The 16,892-nt window shown below is 58.2% G+C and carries 21 protein-coding genes; 10 read left to right on the top strand and 11 right to left on the bottom strand.

Annotation, left to right across the window (positions count from 1 at the left end; genetic code table 11):
* Positions 1 to 4: 4 nt before the first annotated feature.
* Both ACR0DX_RS17330 and ACR0DX_RS17325 read right to left on the bottom strand, forming a co-directional pair.
* Entirely contained in the window at positions 5 to 973 is a 969-nt protein-coding gene (locus tag ACR0DX_RS17330) for a KpsF/GutQ family sugar-phosphate isomerase (protein WP_170353776.1), read from the bottom strand.
* On the bottom strand, positions 970 to 1,584 hold the full coding sequence (locus tag ACR0DX_RS17325; RefSeq protein WP_170353777.1) for a ribonuclease D: 615 nt from the start codon (positions 1,582 to 1,584) through the stop codon (positions 970 to 972). The genes ACR0DX_RS17330 and ACR0DX_RS17325 overlap by 4 nt, the downstream gene beginning before the upstream one ends.
* Positions 1,585 to 1,763: 179 nt before the next feature.
* Between ACR0DX_RS17325 and ACR0DX_RS17320 the strand changes: the two genes are divergently transcribed.
* From ACR0DX_RS17320 to ACR0DX_RS17290, 7 genes are all read left to right on the top strand, one after another.
* Positions 1,764 to 2,996 (top strand): MFS transporter, encoded by a 1,233-nt coding sequence (locus tag ACR0DX_RS17320; protein WP_170353981.1) that lies wholly within the window; start codon positions 1,764 to 1,766, stop codon positions 2,994 to 2,996.
* On the top strand, positions 2,980 to 3,459 hold the full coding sequence (locus ACR0DX_RS17315) for an Lrp/AsnC family transcriptional regulator (protein WP_480846856.1): 480 nt from the start codon (positions 2,980 to 2,982) through the stop codon (positions 3,457 to 3,459). Before ACR0DX_RS17320 ends, ACR0DX_RS17315 begins: the two co-directional genes overlap by 17 nt.
* Positions 3,460 to 3,532: 73 nt before the next feature.
* Positions 3,533 to 4,222 carry a lytic transglycosylase domain-containing protein gene (locus tag ACR0DX_RS17310; protein WP_170724750.1) on the top strand — a complete coding sequence of 230 codons (690 nt, stop codon included), beginning with the start codon at positions 3,533 to 3,535 and terminating at the stop codon, positions 4,220 to 4,222.
* Between the two features lie 69 nt (positions 4,223 to 4,291).
* Positions 4,292 to 6,319, top strand: a complete 2,028-nt coding sequence (flhA, locus tag ACR0DX_RS17305) for a flagellar biosynthesis protein FlhA (RefSeq protein WP_480846882.1) — start codon at positions 4,292 to 4,294, stop codon at positions 6,317 to 6,319.
* Positions 6,316 to 7,089: a flagellar biosynthetic protein FliR gene (locus ACR0DX_RS17300; protein WP_170353780.1), complete on the top strand. Its 774-nt coding sequence runs from the start codon at positions 6,316 to 6,318 to the stop codon at positions 7,087 to 7,089. Before flhA ends, ACR0DX_RS17300 begins: the two co-directional genes overlap by 4 nt.
* Positions 7,086 to 8,174, top strand: a complete 1,089-nt coding sequence (gene flhB / locus ACR0DX_RS17295) for a flagellar type III secretion system protein FlhB (protein ID WP_170353781.1) — start codon at positions 7,086 to 7,088, stop codon at positions 8,172 to 8,174. The genes ACR0DX_RS17300 and flhB overlap by 4 nt, the downstream gene beginning before the upstream one ends.
* Positions 8,171 to 8,554: a hypothetical protein gene (locus tag ACR0DX_RS17290; RefSeq protein WP_170353782.1), complete on the top strand. Its 384-nt coding sequence runs from the start codon at positions 8,171 to 8,173 to the stop codon at positions 8,552 to 8,554. The genes flhB and ACR0DX_RS17290 overlap by 4 nt, the downstream gene beginning before the upstream one ends.
* Before the next feature lie 7 nt (positions 8,555 to 8,561).
* Here the strand turns inward: ACR0DX_RS17290 and ACR0DX_RS17285 are convergent, their stop codons facing one another.
* The 9 genes from ACR0DX_RS17285 to ACR0DX_RS17245 are packed head-to-tail and all read right to left on the bottom strand — an operon-like array spanning position 8,562 to position 13,121.
* A complete protein-coding gene (locus tag ACR0DX_RS17285; protein ID WP_170353783.1) occupies positions 8,562 to 9,083 on the bottom strand; it encodes a flagellar basal body-associated FliL family protein in 522 nt (173 codons plus the stop codon).
* Positions 9,084 to 9,092: 9 nt separating this feature from the next.
* Entirely contained in the window at positions 9,093 to 9,824 is a 732-nt protein-coding gene (gene flgH, locus ACR0DX_RS17280; protein ID WP_170724754.1) for a flagellar basal body L-ring protein FlgH, read from the bottom strand.
* The gene (gene flgA / locus ACR0DX_RS17275) at positions 9,824 to 10,240 is read right to left on the bottom strand and encodes a flagellar basal body P-ring formation chaperone FlgA (protein WP_170353785.1); all 417 of its coding nucleotides are present in this window, start codon (positions 10,238 to 10,240) and stop codon (positions 9,824 to 9,826) included. The genes flgH and flgA overlap by 1 nt, the downstream gene beginning before the upstream one ends.
* Positions 10,240 to 11,025, bottom strand: coding sequence for a flagellar basal-body rod protein FlgG (gene flgG, locus ACR0DX_RS17270; protein WP_170724755.1), 786 nt, complete (start codon positions 11,023 to 11,025; stop codon positions 10,240 to 10,242). Before flgG ends, flgA begins: the two co-directional genes overlap by 1 nt.
* A 21-nt stretch (positions 11,026 to 11,046) precedes the next feature.
* Positions 11,047 to 11,757: a flagellar hook-basal body complex protein gene (locus ACR0DX_RS17265; protein WP_170353787.1), complete on the bottom strand. Its 711-nt coding sequence runs from the start codon at positions 11,755 to 11,757 to the stop codon at positions 11,047 to 11,049.
* Positions 11,757 to 12,029, bottom strand: coding sequence for a flagellar biosynthetic protein FliQ (locus tag ACR0DX_RS17260; RefSeq protein ID WP_170353788.1), 273 nt, complete (start codon positions 12,027 to 12,029; stop codon positions 11,757 to 11,759). Before ACR0DX_RS17260 ends, ACR0DX_RS17265 begins: the two co-directional genes overlap by 1 nt.
* A 4-nt stretch (positions 12,030 to 12,033) precedes the next feature.
* Positions 12,034 to 12,324, bottom strand: coding sequence for a flagellar hook-basal body complex protein FliE (gene fliE / locus ACR0DX_RS17255; protein ID WP_170353789.1), 291 nt, complete (start codon positions 12,322 to 12,324; stop codon positions 12,034 to 12,036).
* Positions 12,325 to 12,335: 11 nt separating this feature from the next.
* A complete protein-coding gene (gene flgC, locus ACR0DX_RS17250) occupies positions 12,336 to 12,722 on the bottom strand; it encodes a flagellar basal body rod protein FlgC (RefSeq protein ID WP_170353790.1) in 387 nt (128 codons plus the stop codon).
* 12 nt (positions 12,723 to 12,734) lie between these two features.
* Positions 12,735 to 13,121 (bottom strand): FlgB family protein, encoded by a 387-nt coding sequence (locus ACR0DX_RS17245; protein WP_170353791.1) that lies wholly within the window; start codon positions 13,119 to 13,121, stop codon positions 12,735 to 12,737.
* Positions 13,122 to 13,208: 87 nt separating this feature from the next.
* Here ACR0DX_RS17245 and ACR0DX_RS17240 point away from each other — a divergent pair, with 87 nt between their 5' ends.
* The 3 genes from ACR0DX_RS17240 (at position 13,209) to ACR0DX_RS17230 (ending at position 16,863) form a co-directional block, all read left to right on the top strand.
* Positions 13,209 to 14,549, top strand: a complete 1,341-nt coding sequence (locus ACR0DX_RS17240; RefSeq protein WP_170353792.1) for a FliI/YscN family ATPase — start codon at positions 13,209 to 13,211, stop codon at positions 14,547 to 14,549.
* A gap of 83 nt (positions 14,550 to 14,632) precedes the next feature.
* Positions 14,633 to 15,469, top strand: a complete 837-nt coding sequence (locus ACR0DX_RS17235) for a flagellar motor protein MotB (RefSeq protein WP_170353793.1) — start codon at positions 14,633 to 14,635, stop codon at positions 15,467 to 15,469.
* Between the two features lie 98 nt (positions 15,470 to 15,567).
* Positions 15,568 to 16,863 (top strand): flagellar hook-basal body complex protein, encoded by a 1,296-nt coding sequence (locus ACR0DX_RS17230; protein WP_170353794.1) that lies wholly within the window; start codon positions 15,568 to 15,570, stop codon positions 16,861 to 16,863.
* Positions 16,864 to 16,892 lie beyond the last annotated feature (29 nt).

Genomic DNA, 16,892 nt, shown 5'->3' with positions numbered 1-16,892 from the left:
CCTCTTAACCCAGTCCAACGCGCAGGCAGTCGTGGATATGCAGCAGGCCCAGCGCCTGCCCGTCCGCATCCGGTTCGACAACGAACAAAGACGTAATCTTACGATCATTCATGATGGCCACTGCCTCTTCTGCCAACGCGTCGGGGCCAATAGTAGTCGGGTTTTCCGTCATCACCTGAACTGCGGTTTTGGTCAGCAAACCGTCCATGTGGCGACGAAGGTCCCCGTCGGTGATGATCCCGGCAAGTTGTCCGTCAGCCGTTGTCACGCCGGCGACGCCAAAGCCTTTTTGGCTGATTTCGATCAGCGCGTCGCTCATCGCGACGTTTGACGCCAACAACGGTAAAGCACTGCCCGTGTGCATCAAATCTCGCACCGTGCTAAGCCGTGCACCCAGTTTGCCGCCGGGATGAAATGCGCGAAAGTCCTCGGGCTTGAAATCTCGATACTTCATCAGCGCAATCGCCAGCGCATCCCCCATCGCCAGCGTCAGCGTGGTCGAGATGGAAGGCACCATTCCAAACCCGCACGCCTCGCCCATCGACGGGATCAGCAAATGCACGTCCGCTTGTTTCATCAGCGTGCTTTCGGGTTTGCTGGACAAGCCGATCAGCGGAATGCCAAAGCGGCGCGTGAAAGCCAGAAGGTTTGCCAGTTCAGGCGCTTCGCCCGAATTCGAGATCGCAAGAACAACGTCCTCTTTGGACACCATTCCCAGATCGCCATGACTCGCCTCGGCCGGGTGAACAAAATAAGCGGGTGTTCCGGTGCTCGCCAATGTCGCCGCAATCTTATGGCCGATATGCCCGGATTTGCCGATGCCACTGATGATGATACGGCCTGTCGCCTGCAGGATCAGCTGCACGGCCTCGGCGAAATCTTCGTTCAGGCTATCGGCCAGCACGTCAAGCGCGCGGGCCTCGTCGGTGACGACCTGTCGGGCGGTTCTCAGGAAAGCTTCGGTATCGGTCATGAGTGCGCAAAAATATCCGTTTCGGGCCAACCGGCGAGGTCAAGTTTCGCACGCATCGGCAAGAAGTCAAAACAGGCCTGAGCCATTTCCGTTCGGCCTTCGCGGGCCAGCCGCCCGTTCAGCGCCTCGCGCAGGCGGTGCAGGTACAAAACGTCCGAGGCAGCATATTCCAACTGTGCGTCGGTCAGGGTCTCCGCTCCCCAATCGCTCATCTGTTGCTGTTTCGAGATGTCGACGCCGATCAGCTCCTGACACAGGTTTTTCAGTCCGTGACGGTCGGTATAGGTGCGCACCAGACGACTGGCGATCTTGGTGCAATAGACAGGCGCGGCCAGGGCACCAAAGGCATGGTACATCGCGGCGATGTCAAAACGGCCAAAGTGGAACAGTTTCAACACATTGGGATTTTCAAGCATCGCACACAGGTTCGGGGCTTTGGTCTGACCCTTTTCCACTTGTACGATGTGGCTGTTTCCGTCGCCACCCGACATCTGGATCACGCACAGGCGATCCCGATGCGGGTTCAGACCCATGGTTTCGCAGTCGATGGCCACGACAGGGCCAAGGTCCAACCCGTCCGGCAGGTCGTTTTTATAGAGATGGTTGGCCAACGAGCTTGTCCTTTGTGCGATTTCGCCTCCGAGATAGGCGGTTTGATCCGTAAACTCAACGCCATCCGTGGAACGCGGCCTATATGCGCGGGTTTATTGACCTCGCGTTCCAGTGCTGGAAAATGGCGGCCACCCCCGTGTCGTTAATATCGCGCTTAGGAAACCCCGAGGTATCGCAAATGCTGAGCGTGCTGCGCAACCGAACCTACCGCCACTTGCTGGCCGCGCAGGTCGCGGCCTTGACCGGAACCGGGTTGGCAACAATTGCCTTGGGTTTGCTGGCCTATGACCTCGCACAAGACGCTGCAGCATTGGTGCTTGGAACTGTTTTGACAATCAAAATGGTAGCCTATGTCACCGTAGCACCACTGGCTGCGGCGTTTGCCGAGCGCGTCGATCGGCGCAAAATGCTTGTTGTGCTGGATATCGTGCGCGCAGCCGTCGCGGTGTTCCTGCCCTTCGTAACCGAAGTCTGGCAGGTCTATGTGCTGATCTTCATCCTGCAATCGGCGTCTGCTGGTTTCACTCCGGCCTTTCAGGCCACCATCCCCGACGTGTTGACCGACGAACAGGATTATACCAAGGCCCTTTCGCTGTCCCGGCTGGCCTATAATATGGAAAGTGTCCTGAGCCCATCCTTGGCTGCAGCTTTGCTGACTATCGTCAGCTTCGACAACCTGTTCTGGGGCACCGCCTTGGGCTTTGTCGCTTCTGCTCTGCTGGTCGTTTCGGTTGCCTTGCCTTCGCCCATGCCGACACGGCCCCGCGGGATCTACGACCGCACAACCCGTGGCATTCGTATCTACCTGAACACTCCGCGTCTGCGGGCGCTGCTGGCCCTGACATGGACCGCTGCCGCCCTCAGCACGATGGTCATCGTGAACACAGTCGTCATCGTGCGCACCGATATGGGGTTACCGGAAAGCGCAGTCGCACTGGCTTTGGCCGGATTCGGAGGGGGATCAATGCTGGCAGCCATCACTCTGCCATCTTTGCTGAACAGGTTTCGGGACCGCTCGGTTATGCTGTTCGGGGCCACCACAGGCACGATTTTCATGGCTATGGCTGCTTATCTGTTTGCCAATTTCCCGATGACACTCCCTACACTCGCCTTAATCTGGGCCTGCGTTGGGTTTGGGTATTCGTCCACCCTGACACCGTCCGGGCGCTTACTGTCCCGATCCGCGAAACCAGAAGACCGCCCGGCCGTTTTTGCCGCGCAGTTTACACTGTCACATTTATGCTGGCTGATGCTTTATCCATTGGCCGGTTGGCTGATGACAATGAAAGGCACGGCAGTGACACTGACTTGGATGACCATTGCTGCGTTTGCTGGTCTTGTCATTGTCAGTGTGCTGTGGCCTGAAAAATCACCCGAGGGGACCGCAGGTAAAGATGCGTCCAAGCCTTGAGGCTGTGCCCCACTCTGCCTTACACCTTGGCGTTATGGATCAACTGGACCGTCGTATCATCGCCGCCCTGCAACACAACGCGCGGGAATCAACTACCAAGATCGCAGCCAAACTTGGGTTGGCACGCACAACCGTGCATGAGCGGATCAGGCGGATGGAGGAAAGCGGAGTCATTGCAGGGTATTCCGTTGTGCTGAACAAGGCTGAAGACACCCCGCGTGTTCAGGTCGTGGTGATGCTGGAAGTCCAACAGAAAGAGACGACTCGCATCATCAAACGGCTTGAGGCTTACCCCGAGGTCAAGCGGTGTCTGTCAATCAATGGCGAGTTTGACCTGCTTCTGTCCGCCGAAGCCCCCAGAATCGAGGACCTGGATATTCTGGTTGACGAATTGGCTAAGATCCCAGGTGTTCTGCGTACCAATACCAGCGTTGTTTTTGGCCGCAGGATCGACCGGAAATGATTGGGCGCTAACCCTCTGTAAACCCTGCCGCAGCTAACCTGACCCGGATTGATCAGAATCCCGGACCGGCAGAATGCCCCATCGAACGATATCAGGACTTTTGGCGCTTGCGCTTTGCGTGGGTCAACAGGCGCTCGCCATACCCAACCTCCGCACTGCAGACATATGCGACCGGGCCGCCCAGCGTGCGGCTACGTCCGAAGGCGTCCCGCTTGAGGTGTTGCACGCCATAACACGGGTTGAAACAGGCCGCGCCATTGACGGACAGCTTTCGCCTTGGCCGTGGGCCATCAATGTCGAAGGAAAGGGCTTTTGGTTCAAATCCGAGTTTGAGGCAAAGTCTTATGTTTTCAATATCTTCAAGGCAGGAAAACGCAGCTTTGACATCGGATGCTTCCAGATCAACTACCGCTGGCATGGCAAGGCGTTCCGGTCCATCGACGCAATGTTTGACCCCGATGAAAACGCCACTTACGCCGCACGGTTCCTGAAAGATCTTTATGCTGAGCTCGGCTCGTGGACCGCGGCCGCGGGGGCATACCACTCGCGCACACCCCATTTGGCACAGACCTATTCTGATAGGTTCCAGCGTGTCTTGGCGCAGTTGGACCACAGCGAAACACGCGCCATCGCCTCACGCGATCCGTTTACTGGATCGGCGTCTCCGCTGATCCCGCTGCGGGCTGATCAAGCGCCCGCTGGCGCGCTTGGGTCGCTGATGCCGTCGACCGGATCTGCCTCTGCCTTCATTTCCTTCAACTAGGAGCCTCGCGTGCCCAAGATCGACGCCCGTTCCCTGTTTTCCCCGACTGTTCTGCTGGCAGTGGCTCTGATGACGGTCATCGTGATGATGATCCTGCCGATGCCAGCCTGGGTACTGGACGTTGGGTTGGCGGCCTCGTTCGCGTTGGCCATTTTGATTTTTACGCTGACCCTGTTTGTCGAGCGGCCGCTGGATTTCTCATCCTTCCCGACGATCCTGCTGACCTCACTTATGTTGCGGCTATCGCTGAACGTGTCCTCGACCAAGCTGATCATCGGTCAGGGCCATACCGGCCCCAACGCCGCGGGCGACGTGATTGAGGGGTTTGCCAACTTCGTCATGGGCGGCAGCATCTTTCTGGGTCTCGTAGTATTCGGCGTGCTGCTGATCGTGAATTTCATGGTCATCACCAAGGGCGCCGCCCGCATGGCCGAAGTCGGCGCGCGCTTTGCGCTGGATGGGATGCCGGGCAAGCAACTGGCCATCGACAGCGACATGTCCGCCGGTGCCATTGACCATCAACAGGCCAAGGAAAGGCGCGAACGGGAACAGCAAGAGACTACCTTTTTCGGCTCACTTGATGGTGCATCGAAATTCGTCAAAGGAGACGCGGTTGCGGGCCTGCTGATCACGTTGTTGAACCTTGTGATGGGACTGATCATGGGGGTGATCGTCCATGGAATGCCGATTTCTTCGGCGTTTGAAACCTATGCGATTCTCACCGTAGGCGATGGTCTGGTTACGCAGATTCCGGCCGTGATCATCTCGATCGCGTCCGCGCTGCTGCTGGCGCGTGGCGGAACGCAGGGCGCAACCGACAGCGCGTTGTTCTCGCAGCTTGGCCGCCACCCGGCGGCGCTTGGTACCGTTGCAGTTCTGATGGTTTTGTTTGCGCTGGTGCCGGGGTTGCCGTTCCTGCCCTTCATCATCGGTGCCGGGGTTTTGGGGTACACCGCGTACAACGTCTACCGAAAGCAAAAAGCGGCTGACGATGCGGCGATGGCTCCGACACCGGATACAGACTCACCCGTTTCGCAGGCCATTGGGGACATTCTCGACCTGGACGATGTGCATCTGGAATTCGCGCCCGACCTTGTCAGCATGGTTCTGAACCCCGGTACCGGTCTTGATGCACGGATCGCCAATATGAGGACCTATGTCGCCTCGACCTTCGGGCTGATCCTTCCGGACATTCGCCTGACTGACCGGGCGGATCTGCCCATGGGGACCTATGTGGTGAAGGTTCAAGGCGTCGAACAGGCACGCGGGGTTCTGAACCCCGATCTGGTTTTGGCGCTGGTACAAGATGGACATGACCTGTTGCCCGACGGCAATGACGTGACCGAGCCGGTTTATGGCGCACCCGCCCGCTGGATTTTGCCCAAAGATCAAGAAGCCGCTGCAATGAGTGGTGCCACCATCGTCTCTCCACCCGAGATTCTGGCGACTCATTTACTTGAGATCATCAAGCAGAATTTCTCGCGCCTGCTGACGCTGAAATCCCTGCGCCGCCTGCTGTCTGAAATGACCAAGCTAAGTGATCCTGTGCGGGCCGAGGCCAACCGCAAACTATTGGATGAGTTGATACCGGATAAAGTGCCCATCGACACACTGCACGCGGTGTTGCGGCTGTTGCTGGACGAGCGGGTCTCGATCCGCAACATGGCCCTGATTTTGGAAAGCGTGGCCGAGGCGCGCCTGACCACCACCCAGCCCGAAGGTATCTGCGAACTGGTTCGGCAACGCTTGGGCTTTCAACTGGTCGCCGAAATGAAGCGCGAGGATGGATCGATTCCCCTGATTCAGCTGGCGCCAGAATGGGAGGACACATTCGTCACCTATCAGATCGACGCACCCAATGCCGGTCTGGACGTAGCTTTGCCGCCAAACCTGTTCAACAAACTGGCCGATGGTGTCGTGGACAGCGTCGCGCAATCTGCCGATCACGGGCTGTTCCCAGCAGTTGTGACCTCGACCCGGCGACGCAGGCTATTGCGCACGATCATGCACGCCCGTGGCATATCCAACCCGGTCCTCTCTTTTGAAGAAATCGGTCTGGAAGCGCGACCGGCCCTTGTTGGAACGGTTCCCGCGTGATCGCCCTCCCGCCCGAGCTATTGCCCCAGTTGGGGGACGGGCTTTGGCACCTTTTTGCCGTGTTTCTTAGGGTATCGGCACTGGTCTCTTTGCTGCCAGCATTTGGAGAGCGAAGCATCCCAACCCGCGTAAAACTTGCCATCGCGGTTGCTTTTACATTGGTGGTCAGCCCAGCCGCGCCGTCCCCTGAAGGTGGAACAGGCTTGCTGCCTCTTGTCCGACTTATCGGAACGGAAATTCTGGTCGGGATGGTTCTGGGGTTGGGGCTGCGTCTGTTCGTGCTGGCCCTGCAAACGGCGGGATCTATTGCAGCGCAGGCCACCTCCCTTTCCCAAATTCTTGGAGGAGCCGCAGCCGATCCTGTTCCGGCCATGGGATACATGCTGACGCTTGCCGGGTTGACCCTTGCGGTATTGCTTGGTCTGCATGTCCGTGTAGCCGAGTTTCTGATCCACAGCTACATGCTGTTTCCAATGGGCACCGCGCCTGCGGCATCGGATCTCTCGCATTGGGGCGTTCGCAACATCGCCCAGAGTTTTGCGCTGGCCTTTAGCCTGGCAATGCCATTTGTGATTGCCTCACTGATCTATAACCTCGCGCTTGGCGTCATCAACCGCGCCATGCCCCAACTCATGGTCGCTTTCGTCGGTGCGCCTGCGATCACATTTGCGGGCCTGTTTCTTCTTTTTGCCGGAACACCCTTGATCCTGTCTGTGTGGTCGGACGCCCTGTTCGCCTTCATTGCCAACCCGTTGGGGGCCACCAGATGAGCGCTGGTGACGATGAAAGCGACAAGTCCTTTGAACCAACCCCGCAAAAGCTGCAGAAGGCACGCGAAAAGGGCGAGGTTGCAAAATCCAATGACCTGTCTGTTGTTGCCGCATATTCCGGATTTCTCTTGGCAATGTTGGCCGCGGGCCAATACGGTGTGCAACAGCTTGGGACCGTCTTTGTCGTTCTGATTGATCAAGCAGACGACCTTTCAGGTCTGTTGGTCCACGGCCCTTCCGTCAACCCTGTCGGCGGGATGCTCAAGACCACCCTCGCCGCAGTTTCCGTTCTGTTTGCGGTACCTGCTGCGGCCGTTCTACTCAGCCTGATCGCCCAGCGCGCGCTGATCTTCGCACCGACCAAACTCAAACCCAAACTGTCGCGCGTTTCGGTGCTGTCCAACGCCAAGAACAAGTTCGGGCGTGGAGGCCTGTTCGAATTCGCCAAGAGCTTTGTAAAACTGACAATTTATGGAACCTGCCTTGCCTTGTTTTTGCGTACAAACCTGGACGATATCCTGTCGGCAAGCGCTGCACCGGTGCAATCATCCTTATTGTTGATGATAAACCTGCTGCTTCGATTCCTTTTCATCGTCGTAGTGATCGCCCTTGTGATCGGAGCCGTGGACTATTTCTGGCAATATGCCGAGCACGTCCGGAAGAACCGCATGTCGCGCAAGGAAATCCAGGACGAAACCAAAGATGCCGAAGGCGATCCCCATGTTAAACAACAACGGCGGCAGAGAGCTCAGGACATTGCCACAAACCAGATGATGGCTGACGTTCCGAGGGCAGATGTGGTGATCGTGAACCCAACCCACTTTGCGGTAGCGTTGAAATGGTCTCGCAAAACAGGGTCTGCCCCCGTTTGTGTGGCCAAAGGTGTGGATGAGGTTGCGGCCTCGATCCGGTCGGCTGCCGGGATGGCAGGTGTTCCCATCCATTCTGATCCACCAACCGCAAGGGCATTGCACGCCACCGTCGAGATCGGTCAGGAAATCCCGGAGGAACTCTACCGCCCGGTCGCCGCTGCCATTCGCTTTGCCGAAACGATGCGCAAACGCGCGAAGGAACAGATCAGATGAAATCAACGAAATATGCCGATTTCAGCGCGGTGACCGAGGCCGCTTTTCAGAAGGAATACCAAAACCTGAAACCTGTGCTCGAAGAGGAAGCGCGGATCAAGCAACAGCTGTCACGGCTGGACGGTCAGGTCCAGAAATCGCGCGTCGACGCGGGACAAACCAAAGGATACCAAGTGACCGGCACTGACGTCTTGTGGAGTGGATGGGAGTCCCGGACGCGTCGCCAACTGAACATGGAACTTGCTCGCGTCACGGCGCAAAAGCTTGCCTCGATGGATGCCTTGCGGTTGGCATTCGGGCGGCAACAAGCCGTAGAAAGACTGTCCGAAATGCAAAAAGCCGAACGCCGTTTGGCGCTCGGCAAGAAACAGACCTATTAGCCCGGTTTCAGATGTCTTGTCGGTTGACGCTCGTAATCAGCACGTTTTGAACGCTTTTCCCAAGATCCTTCTGCGCCACCTCAAGCAAAGCCTTGCGCAATAAATCAAGATTATCAGAGGTGGTGAAGTTGCCATCAAATCCGCCCATGTTGGCGTGATCGAACAAGACCTGCAGGAAACGATCCCTCAGCTTGGGCTCAATCGCATAAAAACTGTCGGATATCCCGCCATCCGCTTCAAGGCTCAGTGACATCGTAACCATGCCCGAGATCCGTTCGGCCTCGACAACCGGAATTACGAATTGTTTGGTAAGCTTCAGATACTCCATCCCGCCTGACTTGTCTTTCTTGTCAGCCGATTTGGATTTGGCGTCATTCTTTTTTTCTTTTGCTTCGGTCTTGTCGGCTTTGTCCGCTTTTTTTGCGTCGCTTGGCTTTACTTCGTCCGACGGTGACAGAACGACGCCTGCGCCGATACCGCCACCGAGACCAACCAACAGAAAAATAACGGGAAGAAGTTTCTTAATCAAAGCGCGACCTCAGAACGGCAAAAGTGTATCAAGGACCTGCTGCCCGTAGCGGGGCTGCTGGACGTCGGTAATCTGGCCACGGCCCCCATAAGACACGCGCGCCGAGGCGATTTTGTCATAGGTAATTTCATTCTGTCGCGAGATATCCTGCGGGCGCACATAGCCTGTGACCAGCAGCTCTCGCAGTTCGAAATTCACTCGCAATTCTTGTGAACCTGAAATGGCCAGCACACCGTTGGGAAGCGCATCGATAACAGTCGCAGCGACCCGCAATGTCAGCTTTTCCTTGCGTTTAACCGAGCCCTTCCCACGACTGGACGACGCCGAGTCGATTGAAACCGCTTCATCCAGAGACGCCCCTTCGGGCAGTTGTTCCAGCGCCCTCTGCGGCAGGCCAAACAGACCCGGTATCTCAAGATTTTCAGACCCGGACCGAGACCGGTTGGTGTCGTTCGAAATTTCAGCTTTTTCGTCAAGTTCGATGACAACAGTTAAGATATCGCCTTTTTTGATGGCGCGCTGATCCCCCAAAAGCGATTTCTGCCCCCCGGTCCAAAGCGATGATTGGTCAACAGGCCGCTGCGGTTGAGTATGCAGTGGCAAACCCGGCCAGAGCATCGCGACATGTTCCGGAGAGTCCTCGTTCGGAGTAAAACTGGGCGGTTTGCCCAGATGATCCACGCGGCCACAGGCCGACAAAGCGAGCGCGCCCAAAAGAAGTGTTTTGGCAAGTCCTGACATCATTTTACCTCGATTTGACCGTCGAGCCGGATGAGACCGGTCACGGTGGTTCGGGACGACAGATTCATCACTCGGATCCGGTCGCCAACAGCCCCACGCCCCAGTGCGCGTCCTTCGGCAGTGATTGACAGAGGCTGGCGGTCAAAAACTAGAACCACCAGGTCATTGCGGTCCACGAGTGCGGGTGGGCCGAAGTCACCCGCGCGAATGGGGCGACCGGGATAAAGCGCCACCCTCGCTTCCTGTCCCACCAGAATATCCGGGGTCTCAACCGCTCCGGGAACGTCCTGTTCCTTGGTGACAAGGTCGGTGGGCGCGATGATCTCTTTCGCGCGAATTGTGCGGGTTGGTACGACGATATCGGCAAGCGCCGCAGAAGGCCCCGCCAGGGCAAGGATCAAAAGAAATGTCCGCATCAGCGCACCTGTGTCGTCGCGCCCATCATCTGATCAACAGCAGAGATGACCTTGGCGTTCATTTCATAGCCCCGCTGGGCCTCGATCAGTTCGGTGACCTCACGCACGGCGTCGACGGAACTGTCCTCGAGGTAACCTTGCCGCAACGTGCCCAATCCGTCCTCACCTGGAGTGCCGACTACGGGCGCGCCCGAAGCCTCGGTCTCTTTGAACAGGTTGCTGCCGATCGCCTCCAGACCTTTGGCGTTCGAAAAGCTGGTCAATGTGAATTCACCCAACAGCTGACCTTCTGGCGCGTCGTCGAAATAGGCATAGACCTCGCCCGATGCGTTAATCGAGATCGATCTTGCATCGTCTGGAATGGTGATTTCGGGCGCAACAGCGAACCCGTCCGAGGTGACGATCAGCCCCCCAGCTGATCGCTTCAAACTGCCATCGCGGGTAAATGCCGATTGGCCATTGGGCAACGTGACTTCTAGATAGCCGCGCCCCTCCACAGCCACATCAAGATCGCTACCGGTGGCGGACAAAGCACCCTGCGCCAATTGTACGGTGACGGCAGCAGGCCGCACGCCAAGGCCAAGTTGAATGCCCGTAGGCAGAACTGTGCCGTCATTGGCGTTCACAGATCCGGCGCGCGCCATTTGCTGATAATGCAGATCAGCAAACTCAGCCCGGCGGGCGTTGTAGCCTGTGGTGTTCATGTTCGCGAGGTTGTTCGAGATCGTCTCGACCCGCATTTGCTGCGCGGTCATGCCCGTCGCTGCGATTTTCAATGCTCGCATGTCAGATCCTCCGTTCTAATGTCAGCGCATCAGCGCTTTGAGCGCGCCCCGCACCCGTTCGTCTTCGGTTTCAAGAAAGCTCTGGCCCAGCTCATAGGCGCGCTGGATTTCGACCAGCCTTGTCACTTGTTCGATCGCGTTGACGTTGGACCCTTCGAGAAAGCGATGAACGATCACCGGCTCTTCGACCGGCACTACGTCGCCTTCGCTACGGAACTGCGTGCTGCCTTCGCGCACCAGGGTCGTTGGGTCTTCGACCCGGTAGACACCCAGCTGCCCCAGCAATTGCCCCTCAATACTGAGGGTGCCGTCGCTGCCCATGTCGATCGAGGCCGCGTCGGGGGGTACAAAAACCGGCGCGCCGTTGCTATCCAGCACACGATGGCCATCCATCGTGACCAAATCTCCCTCGGCGCTTGGCGAGAACGCCCCTGCCCGTGTCAATCGATTGCCGGCCGGAGTTTCGACCATGAAGAATCCATCGCCTTCGATGGCGAAATCGAAATCCCCTCCGGTTTGGGTCAAAACACCCTGTTGCAGAGACGTATTGCGCACCTCAGCCCGCGCCATGGACAAGGACGGATTGCCGGGCAAGTCGTGCACGAATTCGGAAAACACCAAGCCTTGCGCGCGGTATCCGGTGGTGTTGGCATTGGCGATATTGTTCGCCACCAGCCGCATTTCGTTCATCAACCCCGACTGGCGGGACAAGGTGGTATAGGCGGTATCCATCAGCGACCTCCGGCGATCAGCGGGACAAGGGTTGTGGTGAAAAACGTCACCAGCGTCTGGGTCATGAACCCCATGGAAATCCAGAACACGATGACGATGGCGATCAGCTTGGGCACGAAGGTCAGCGTCATCTCCTGCACCGAGGTCAGCGCCTGGAACAGGCCCACGATCAGGCCCGAAACCAGCGCCACCGCCAGAATCGGGACCGAGGTGATCACCGCGACCCACAGCGCCTGACGCACGATGTCATAGAACAGACCTTCGCTGAGCATCGCGTCAGACCGGCATCCGCAGGATTTCCTGATAGGCCTCGACCACTTTGTTGCGCACCACCACGGCGGTCTCGACCGCCAGCTCGGTCTGCGCCAGCGCCTGCACCAGCGCATGCGGATCAGCCTGACCGGTCATCGCGGTCTGCGAGATGGCCTCGGACTGTTTCAGCGTCGCGGCAAAATCCTGAAACGTGCTGCGCAATCCATGAGCCATTCCGGCGTGATCGGGATCGGCCTGCGTTGCAGGGCGCGCGCCAGCATAGTTCTGGGCGGCATTGAGGGCTCGGATATCCATTCTGGTGTCCTTTATTTTCTGAGGAGTTCCATCAGGCTCGACGACATCTGGCGTGTCTGGTCGAACATCTTGAGATTGGCTTCGTAACTGCGCTGTGCCTCGCGGGCGTCGGCGATCTCGATCATCAGATCGACATTCGAGCCGCGATAGTGGCCGGTCTCATCCGCCATCGGATGACCGGGGTCGTAAACGCGCGACGCGTCGCGGCGGTCCAGCTTGACCCGCCCGGCCTGCACCACCTCTCGCCCGTCTTTCTGCACGGTTTCAAACGGTACGGTCTTGCGGCGATACCCCGGCGTATCGGCGTTCGAAATATTCTCGGACACGTGTCGCAGACGCGCCGATTGTGCGCGCAGGGCGCTGGTCGAGGCGGCAAGGGAATGGGAAAAATCGCTCATCTCACTGCCTCCTTATGACCGGCCAAGGCTGGTGCGCAGGATATTCATCGAGGATTTGTAGATGGTCAGCGCGCGGTCATGCTGGCGCTTGACCTCGACCGCCTTGAACATCTCTTCCTCGACGGACACACCATTGCCATTGGGATCACCCGAAGGCGCGACGTCATATTCGGCCCAAGGCTGCGACGCGTTGTTACCGTTCAAATGCCCGGCGCGCGTTGCGGTCATCGCAGCCCCGCGCCCGGTCATTTCAAGTGCTTTTTGAAAGGCCTCAAGATCGCGGGGCTGGTAGCCCGGCGTATCCGCGTTGGCCATGTTGCGTGCAATTACCGCCTGCCGTTGCCCGGCATGGGTTGCCATTGCGTGCGCTGTCTTAAAGACGTTCAGGTCATAGAACATCGGGGCTTCTCCCTCGATCAATTTCAATCAAGGCTTAACCCCGATTCCTTTAGAAACCGTTTTCAGAAACCCGTTGGAGAACCCACGATGTCCGATCTCGGCCCAAGCTTTCTGAAATGCGAATTCGACCGTCTTTCCGCCGTGCGCCATATGGGGCGTGTGTCCGGCGTGGCGCGTGGAGTTGTTGAAATTCAAGGACTTGAAGGGCAAGCACGGATCGGCAATCACCTGACCCTGCGGCGGCGCAACGGCCCCGATCTGGCCGGAGAAGTGCTGCATGTCGAATCGGACCTGATCCACATGATGCCCACCGCCGCACCTGATGGCGTTTGTCTGGGCGACCGGGTGATTCTAGAGCAGACGCCTGAGTTTGCGCCGGGGATGCATTGGCTGGGGCGGGTGGTCGATCCGTTCGGGAAACCACTGGATGGCAAACCTCTGCTCTCTGGTACGCAGGAGCGCGACATCATGCAGGCCCCGCCCCCCGCCGTGGCCCGAAAACCACTGGGCGCGCGGATGGAGACGGGGTTGGCCATGCTCAACACCATGCTGCCGGTGGTGCAAGGACAGCGCGTTGGGCTGTTTGCGGGCTCGGGCGTGGGTAAATCGACCCTGCTGGCCACGCTGGCCAAGTCGATGCAGGCGGATGCCGTTGTTGTCGCTTTGGTTGGGGAACGCGGGCGCGAGGTGAATGAATTCGTCGAACACGCGCTGGGGGCCGAGGGGATGAAACGGTCGGTTGTGGTGGCCGCGACCTCAGATCAGTCGGCTCTGGCGCGCAGGCGTTGTGCCTGGTCGGCCATGTCGGTGGCCGAATATCTGCGTGATCAGGGGCTGAACGTCCTGTTCCTTGCCGACTCGGTGACCCGCTTTGCCGAAGCGCATCGCGAAATCGCCGTCGCTATGGGCGAATCCCCGTCGCTGCGCGGCTTCCCTCCGTCTGTCACGCCGCTGATCGCCGGTCTGTGCGAACGGGCCGGACCGGGGACGGCGGATCAGGGCGATATCACCGCCGTGTTCAGTGTTCTGGTGGCCGGGTCGGATATGGATGAACCCGTGGCCGACATTCTGCGCGGCGTTCTGGACGGCCATATTGTCCTGAGCCGCGAAATTGCCGAGCGCGGGCGTTTCCCGGCCATCGACCTCAGCCGCTCGGTCTCGCGCAGCCTGCCGGGTGCGGCGACCCAAGATGAAAACCGAATGATCGCCGAGGCCCGCAAACTGGTCGGCAGCTATGAGCAATCCGAGGTTATGATCAAGGCGGGGCTGTATTCCGAGGGCGCGGACCCGCTGCTGGATCAGGCCGTGCGGGTGCATGAGGAACTGGATGCTTTCTTTGCTAAATCTGAATCAGATGGAATCAGGAACAGCTTCAACCACCTGCAGCTGATCCTGCGACGGGCCGGGCCCACGCTGGCGCGACAGTGAAATCCGAACAGTTTTAAGTGTTAAGCCCACCTTAAGACCTGCCCGGCTACCCCTGTAGTCGGGTGATAGAAAAGGTGGTGGAGATGGGTGCGCAATCCAATGCGGCGCCAATCATCATCAAGAAGAAACGTGTGTCAGGTGGCGATGGCCACCACGGTGGCGCGTGGAAAGTCGCATATGCCGACTTTGTCACGGCCATGATGGCGTTCTTCATGTTGATGTGGCTGCTGAATGCAACGACGGAACAACAACGCAAAGGGCTGGCGGATTATTTCTCGCCAACGATTCCGGTGAATCCGGTCTCGGGCGGAGGCGACGGAGCCTTTGGCGGCAACAATATGTTCTCGGAATTGACCATGGTCATGGATGGCTCGGGTGCCAGTCAGCGCAGCCCCACCGCCGCCCGTCAGGCACGGGGGTCGATCGGTGTCGCCAATGAAGGGGGCAAGCAAAGCACCGAGGAGTTCTCGACCCTTGAAGCGCGCCTTATGGGACGAACCGGAGAGAGCATGGTCTCGGACAAGGTGCTGAAACACATTGTCACGCGAGTGACCGATGAAGGGTTGGTGGTCGAACTGTTCGATACTGAGGATCAACCGCTTTTCGAATCGGGCAGCGACACACCGACTGCGATCATGCGTGCTCTGGCGCTATTGGTTGCCCGTTCTTCGGACCTTGTGACCAACGATATCGCGGTTGAGGGTCACGTTGGCTCGTCTCCTGTCGTGGTGGCCAGTAATCCGGTTTGGGCAGTATCGACATCTCGGGCGCAGAAAGTGCGTCAGATGCTTCAGGATAAGGGTGTTCAACCAGTTCGACTGGATCGGGTTACCGGTCACGCGGATCGCGAAATACATGATGAGAACCCGATGGCGGCGCGCAATAACAGGATCGAGATCATCTTCCTGCGCAATTCCTGATAGGAAAAGGATAGGACGCATTTTACCTGTTAGCGCGCTGTTAAGGCCCAGCGCGTTAGCTGTTGCATCAAGGATTGACGCAACAGAAGGGCGTGCCCATGACTATTTCATCTTCATTGAATGCTGGCGTGGCTGCATTGAAGGCCAATGCAAATCGGTTGGCAACGATTTCCGACAACATCGCCAACTCATCCACCTTTGGGTACAAGCGGGTTGAAACTGATTTTCATTCCATGGTCACGTCTGGCCAAGGCGGCAGCTATTCGGCGGGCGGTGTGCGCACAACCAGCCAGCGACTGATCGACCAGCGCGGCTCGCTGGTAACGACGAACAACTCGACCGATCTGGCAGTACGCGGGCGTGGGATGCTACCGGTGCGTCCCAGTTCCCAGATCGCGGGTGGTTCGAACGAGATGTTGTTGACCACAACCGGTTCGTTTCGCACCAATGAAGAGGGGTATCTGGTCACCGAATCCGGTTTGGTTCTGCTGGGCTGGCGTGCAAATCCTGACGGGTCCATACCGGCGGTACCACGTGACACGCCCGCCGCGCTGGAGCCCATTCAACTTAGTGTCAATCAGTTGTCTGGCGCGCCAACCACGCAGATGAACTTGCGGATGAACTTGCCTGCTACCGCAACAGATGCAGGGGCATCTGGGGACAGCCAACCTCTGTCCGTCGAATATTTTGACAATCTGGGCAAATCGGAAAGCATCGATATCGAACTGGTGCCCACTGTTCCCGCAACAGGGTCCAGCAATGAATGGACGATGATCATGCGCGATTCGGCTTCGGGCGGCGCGGTGATCGGGGAATATACTTTGACCTTTACCGACAGCCGGACAGCAGGCGGCACCCTTGCCAGCGTCACGGCAGTTTCGGGCGGTGCTTATGACCCTGCCACCGGCGGCGTTGTGGTGAACGTAGCGGGCGGCCCGATGGAGGTTAATATCGGCCAGATCGGCGACGCAGATGGGATCACACAGTTGTCGGATACATTCGCGCCGGTTTCGATTACTCGGGATGGGTCAGCTGTGGGAACGATGACCAGTGTTCAGGTCGACGAGAACGGCTATGTCTACGCGTTTTATGACACTGGCGTCAGCCGTCGTATGTTCCAGATTCCGTTGGCAGATGTTCCAAATCCCAACGGCTTGACGGCATTGGACAGCCAAACCTATGCACCGTCGCGCGAAAGCGGCACGTTCTTTTTGTGGAATGCGGGTGAAGGTCCGACGGGCGATCTGGTTTCTTTCGCGCGCGAGGAATCCACCACCGATGTCGCGACCGAACTGACCTCGATGATCCAAACGCAGCGGGCTTACTCTTCAAGCGCGAAGGTCATCCAGACGGTCGATGAGATGCTGCAGGAAACCACCAATATCAAACGCTGATTTCGGCGCTAACCCAGCGAAAGGACCCG

This window comes from Ruegeria sp. D3 (genome assembly GCF_056534465.1).
The sequence above is the reverse complement of the archived record's forward strand: the minus strand, read 5'-3'. Positions and strand labels throughout refer to the sequence as shown.

What these genes read in the sequence shown, in the direction of transcription:
- fliE (WP_170353789.1), bottom strand. Translation starts at nt 12,324, where the DNA reads ATGGATATCCGAGCCCTCAATGCCGCCCAGAACTATGCTGGCGCGCGC.
- ACR0DX_RS17230 (WP_170353794.1), top strand. Translation starts at nt 15,568, where the DNA reads ATGACTATTTCATCTTCATTGAATGCTGGCGTGGCTGCATTGAAGGCC.
- ACR0DX_RS17315 (WP_480846856.1), top strand. Translation starts at nt 2,980, where the DNA reads ATGCGTCCAAGCCTTGAGGCTGTGCCCCACTCTGCCTTACACCTTGGC.
- flgH (WP_170724754.1), bottom strand. Translation starts at nt 9,824, where the DNA reads ATGTCAGGACTTGCCAAAACACTTCTTTTGGGCGCGCTCGCTTTGTCG.
- ACR0DX_RS17290 (WP_170353782.1), top strand. Translation starts at nt 8,171, where the DNA reads ATGAAATCAACGAAATATGCCGATTTCAGCGCGGTGACCGAGGCCGCT.
- ACR0DX_RS17265 (WP_170353787.1), bottom strand. Translation starts at nt 11,757, where the DNA reads ATGGATACCGCCTATACCACCTTGTCCCGCCAGTCGGGGTTGATGAAC.
- ACR0DX_RS17240 (WP_170353792.1), top strand. Translation starts at nt 13,209, where the DNA reads ATGTCCGATCTCGGCCCAAGCTTTCTGAAATGCGAATTCGACCGTCTT.
- ACR0DX_RS17310 (WP_170724750.1), top strand. Translation starts at nt 3,533, where the DNA reads ATGCCCCATCGAACGATATCAGGACTTTTGGCGCTTGCGCTTTGCGTG.
- ACR0DX_RS17330 (WP_170353776.1), bottom strand. Translation starts at nt 973, where the DNA reads ATGACCGATACCGAAGCTTTCCTGAGAACCGCCCGACAGGTCGTCACC.
- flgC (WP_170353790.1), bottom strand. Translation starts at nt 12,722, where the DNA reads ATGAGCGATTTTTCCCATTCCCTTGCCGCCTCGACCAGCGCCCTGCGC.
- ACR0DX_RS17260 (WP_170353788.1), bottom strand. Translation starts at nt 12,029, where the DNA reads ATGCTCAGCGAAGGTCTGTTCTATGACATCGTGCGTCAGGCGCTGTGG.
- ACR0DX_RS17320 (WP_170353981.1), top strand. Translation starts at nt 1,764, where the DNA reads ATGCTGAGCGTGCTGCGCAACCGAACCTACCGCCACTTGCTGGCCGCG.
- ACR0DX_RS17235 (WP_170353793.1), top strand. Translation starts at nt 14,633, where the DNA reads ATGGGTGCGCAATCCAATGCGGCGCCAATCATCATCAAGAAGAAACGT.
- flgA (WP_170353785.1), bottom strand. Translation starts at nt 10,240, where the DNA reads ATGCGGACATTTCTTTTGATCCTTGCCCTGGCGGGGCCTTCTGCGGCG.
- flhA (WP_480846882.1), top strand. Translation starts at nt 4,292, where the DNA reads ATGACGGTCATCGTGATGATGATCCTGCCGATGCCAGCCTGGGTACTG.
- ACR0DX_RS17245 (WP_170353791.1), bottom strand. Translation starts at nt 13,121, where the DNA reads ATGTTCTATGACCTGAACGTCTTTAAGACAGCGCACGCAATGGCAACC.
- flgG (WP_170724755.1), bottom strand. Translation starts at nt 11,025, where the DNA reads ATGCGAGCATTGAAAATCGCAGCGACGGGCATGACCGCGCAGCAAATG.
- flhB (WP_170353781.1), top strand. Translation starts at nt 7,086, where the DNA reads ATGAGCGCTGGTGACGATGAAAGCGACAAGTCCTTTGAACCAACCCCG.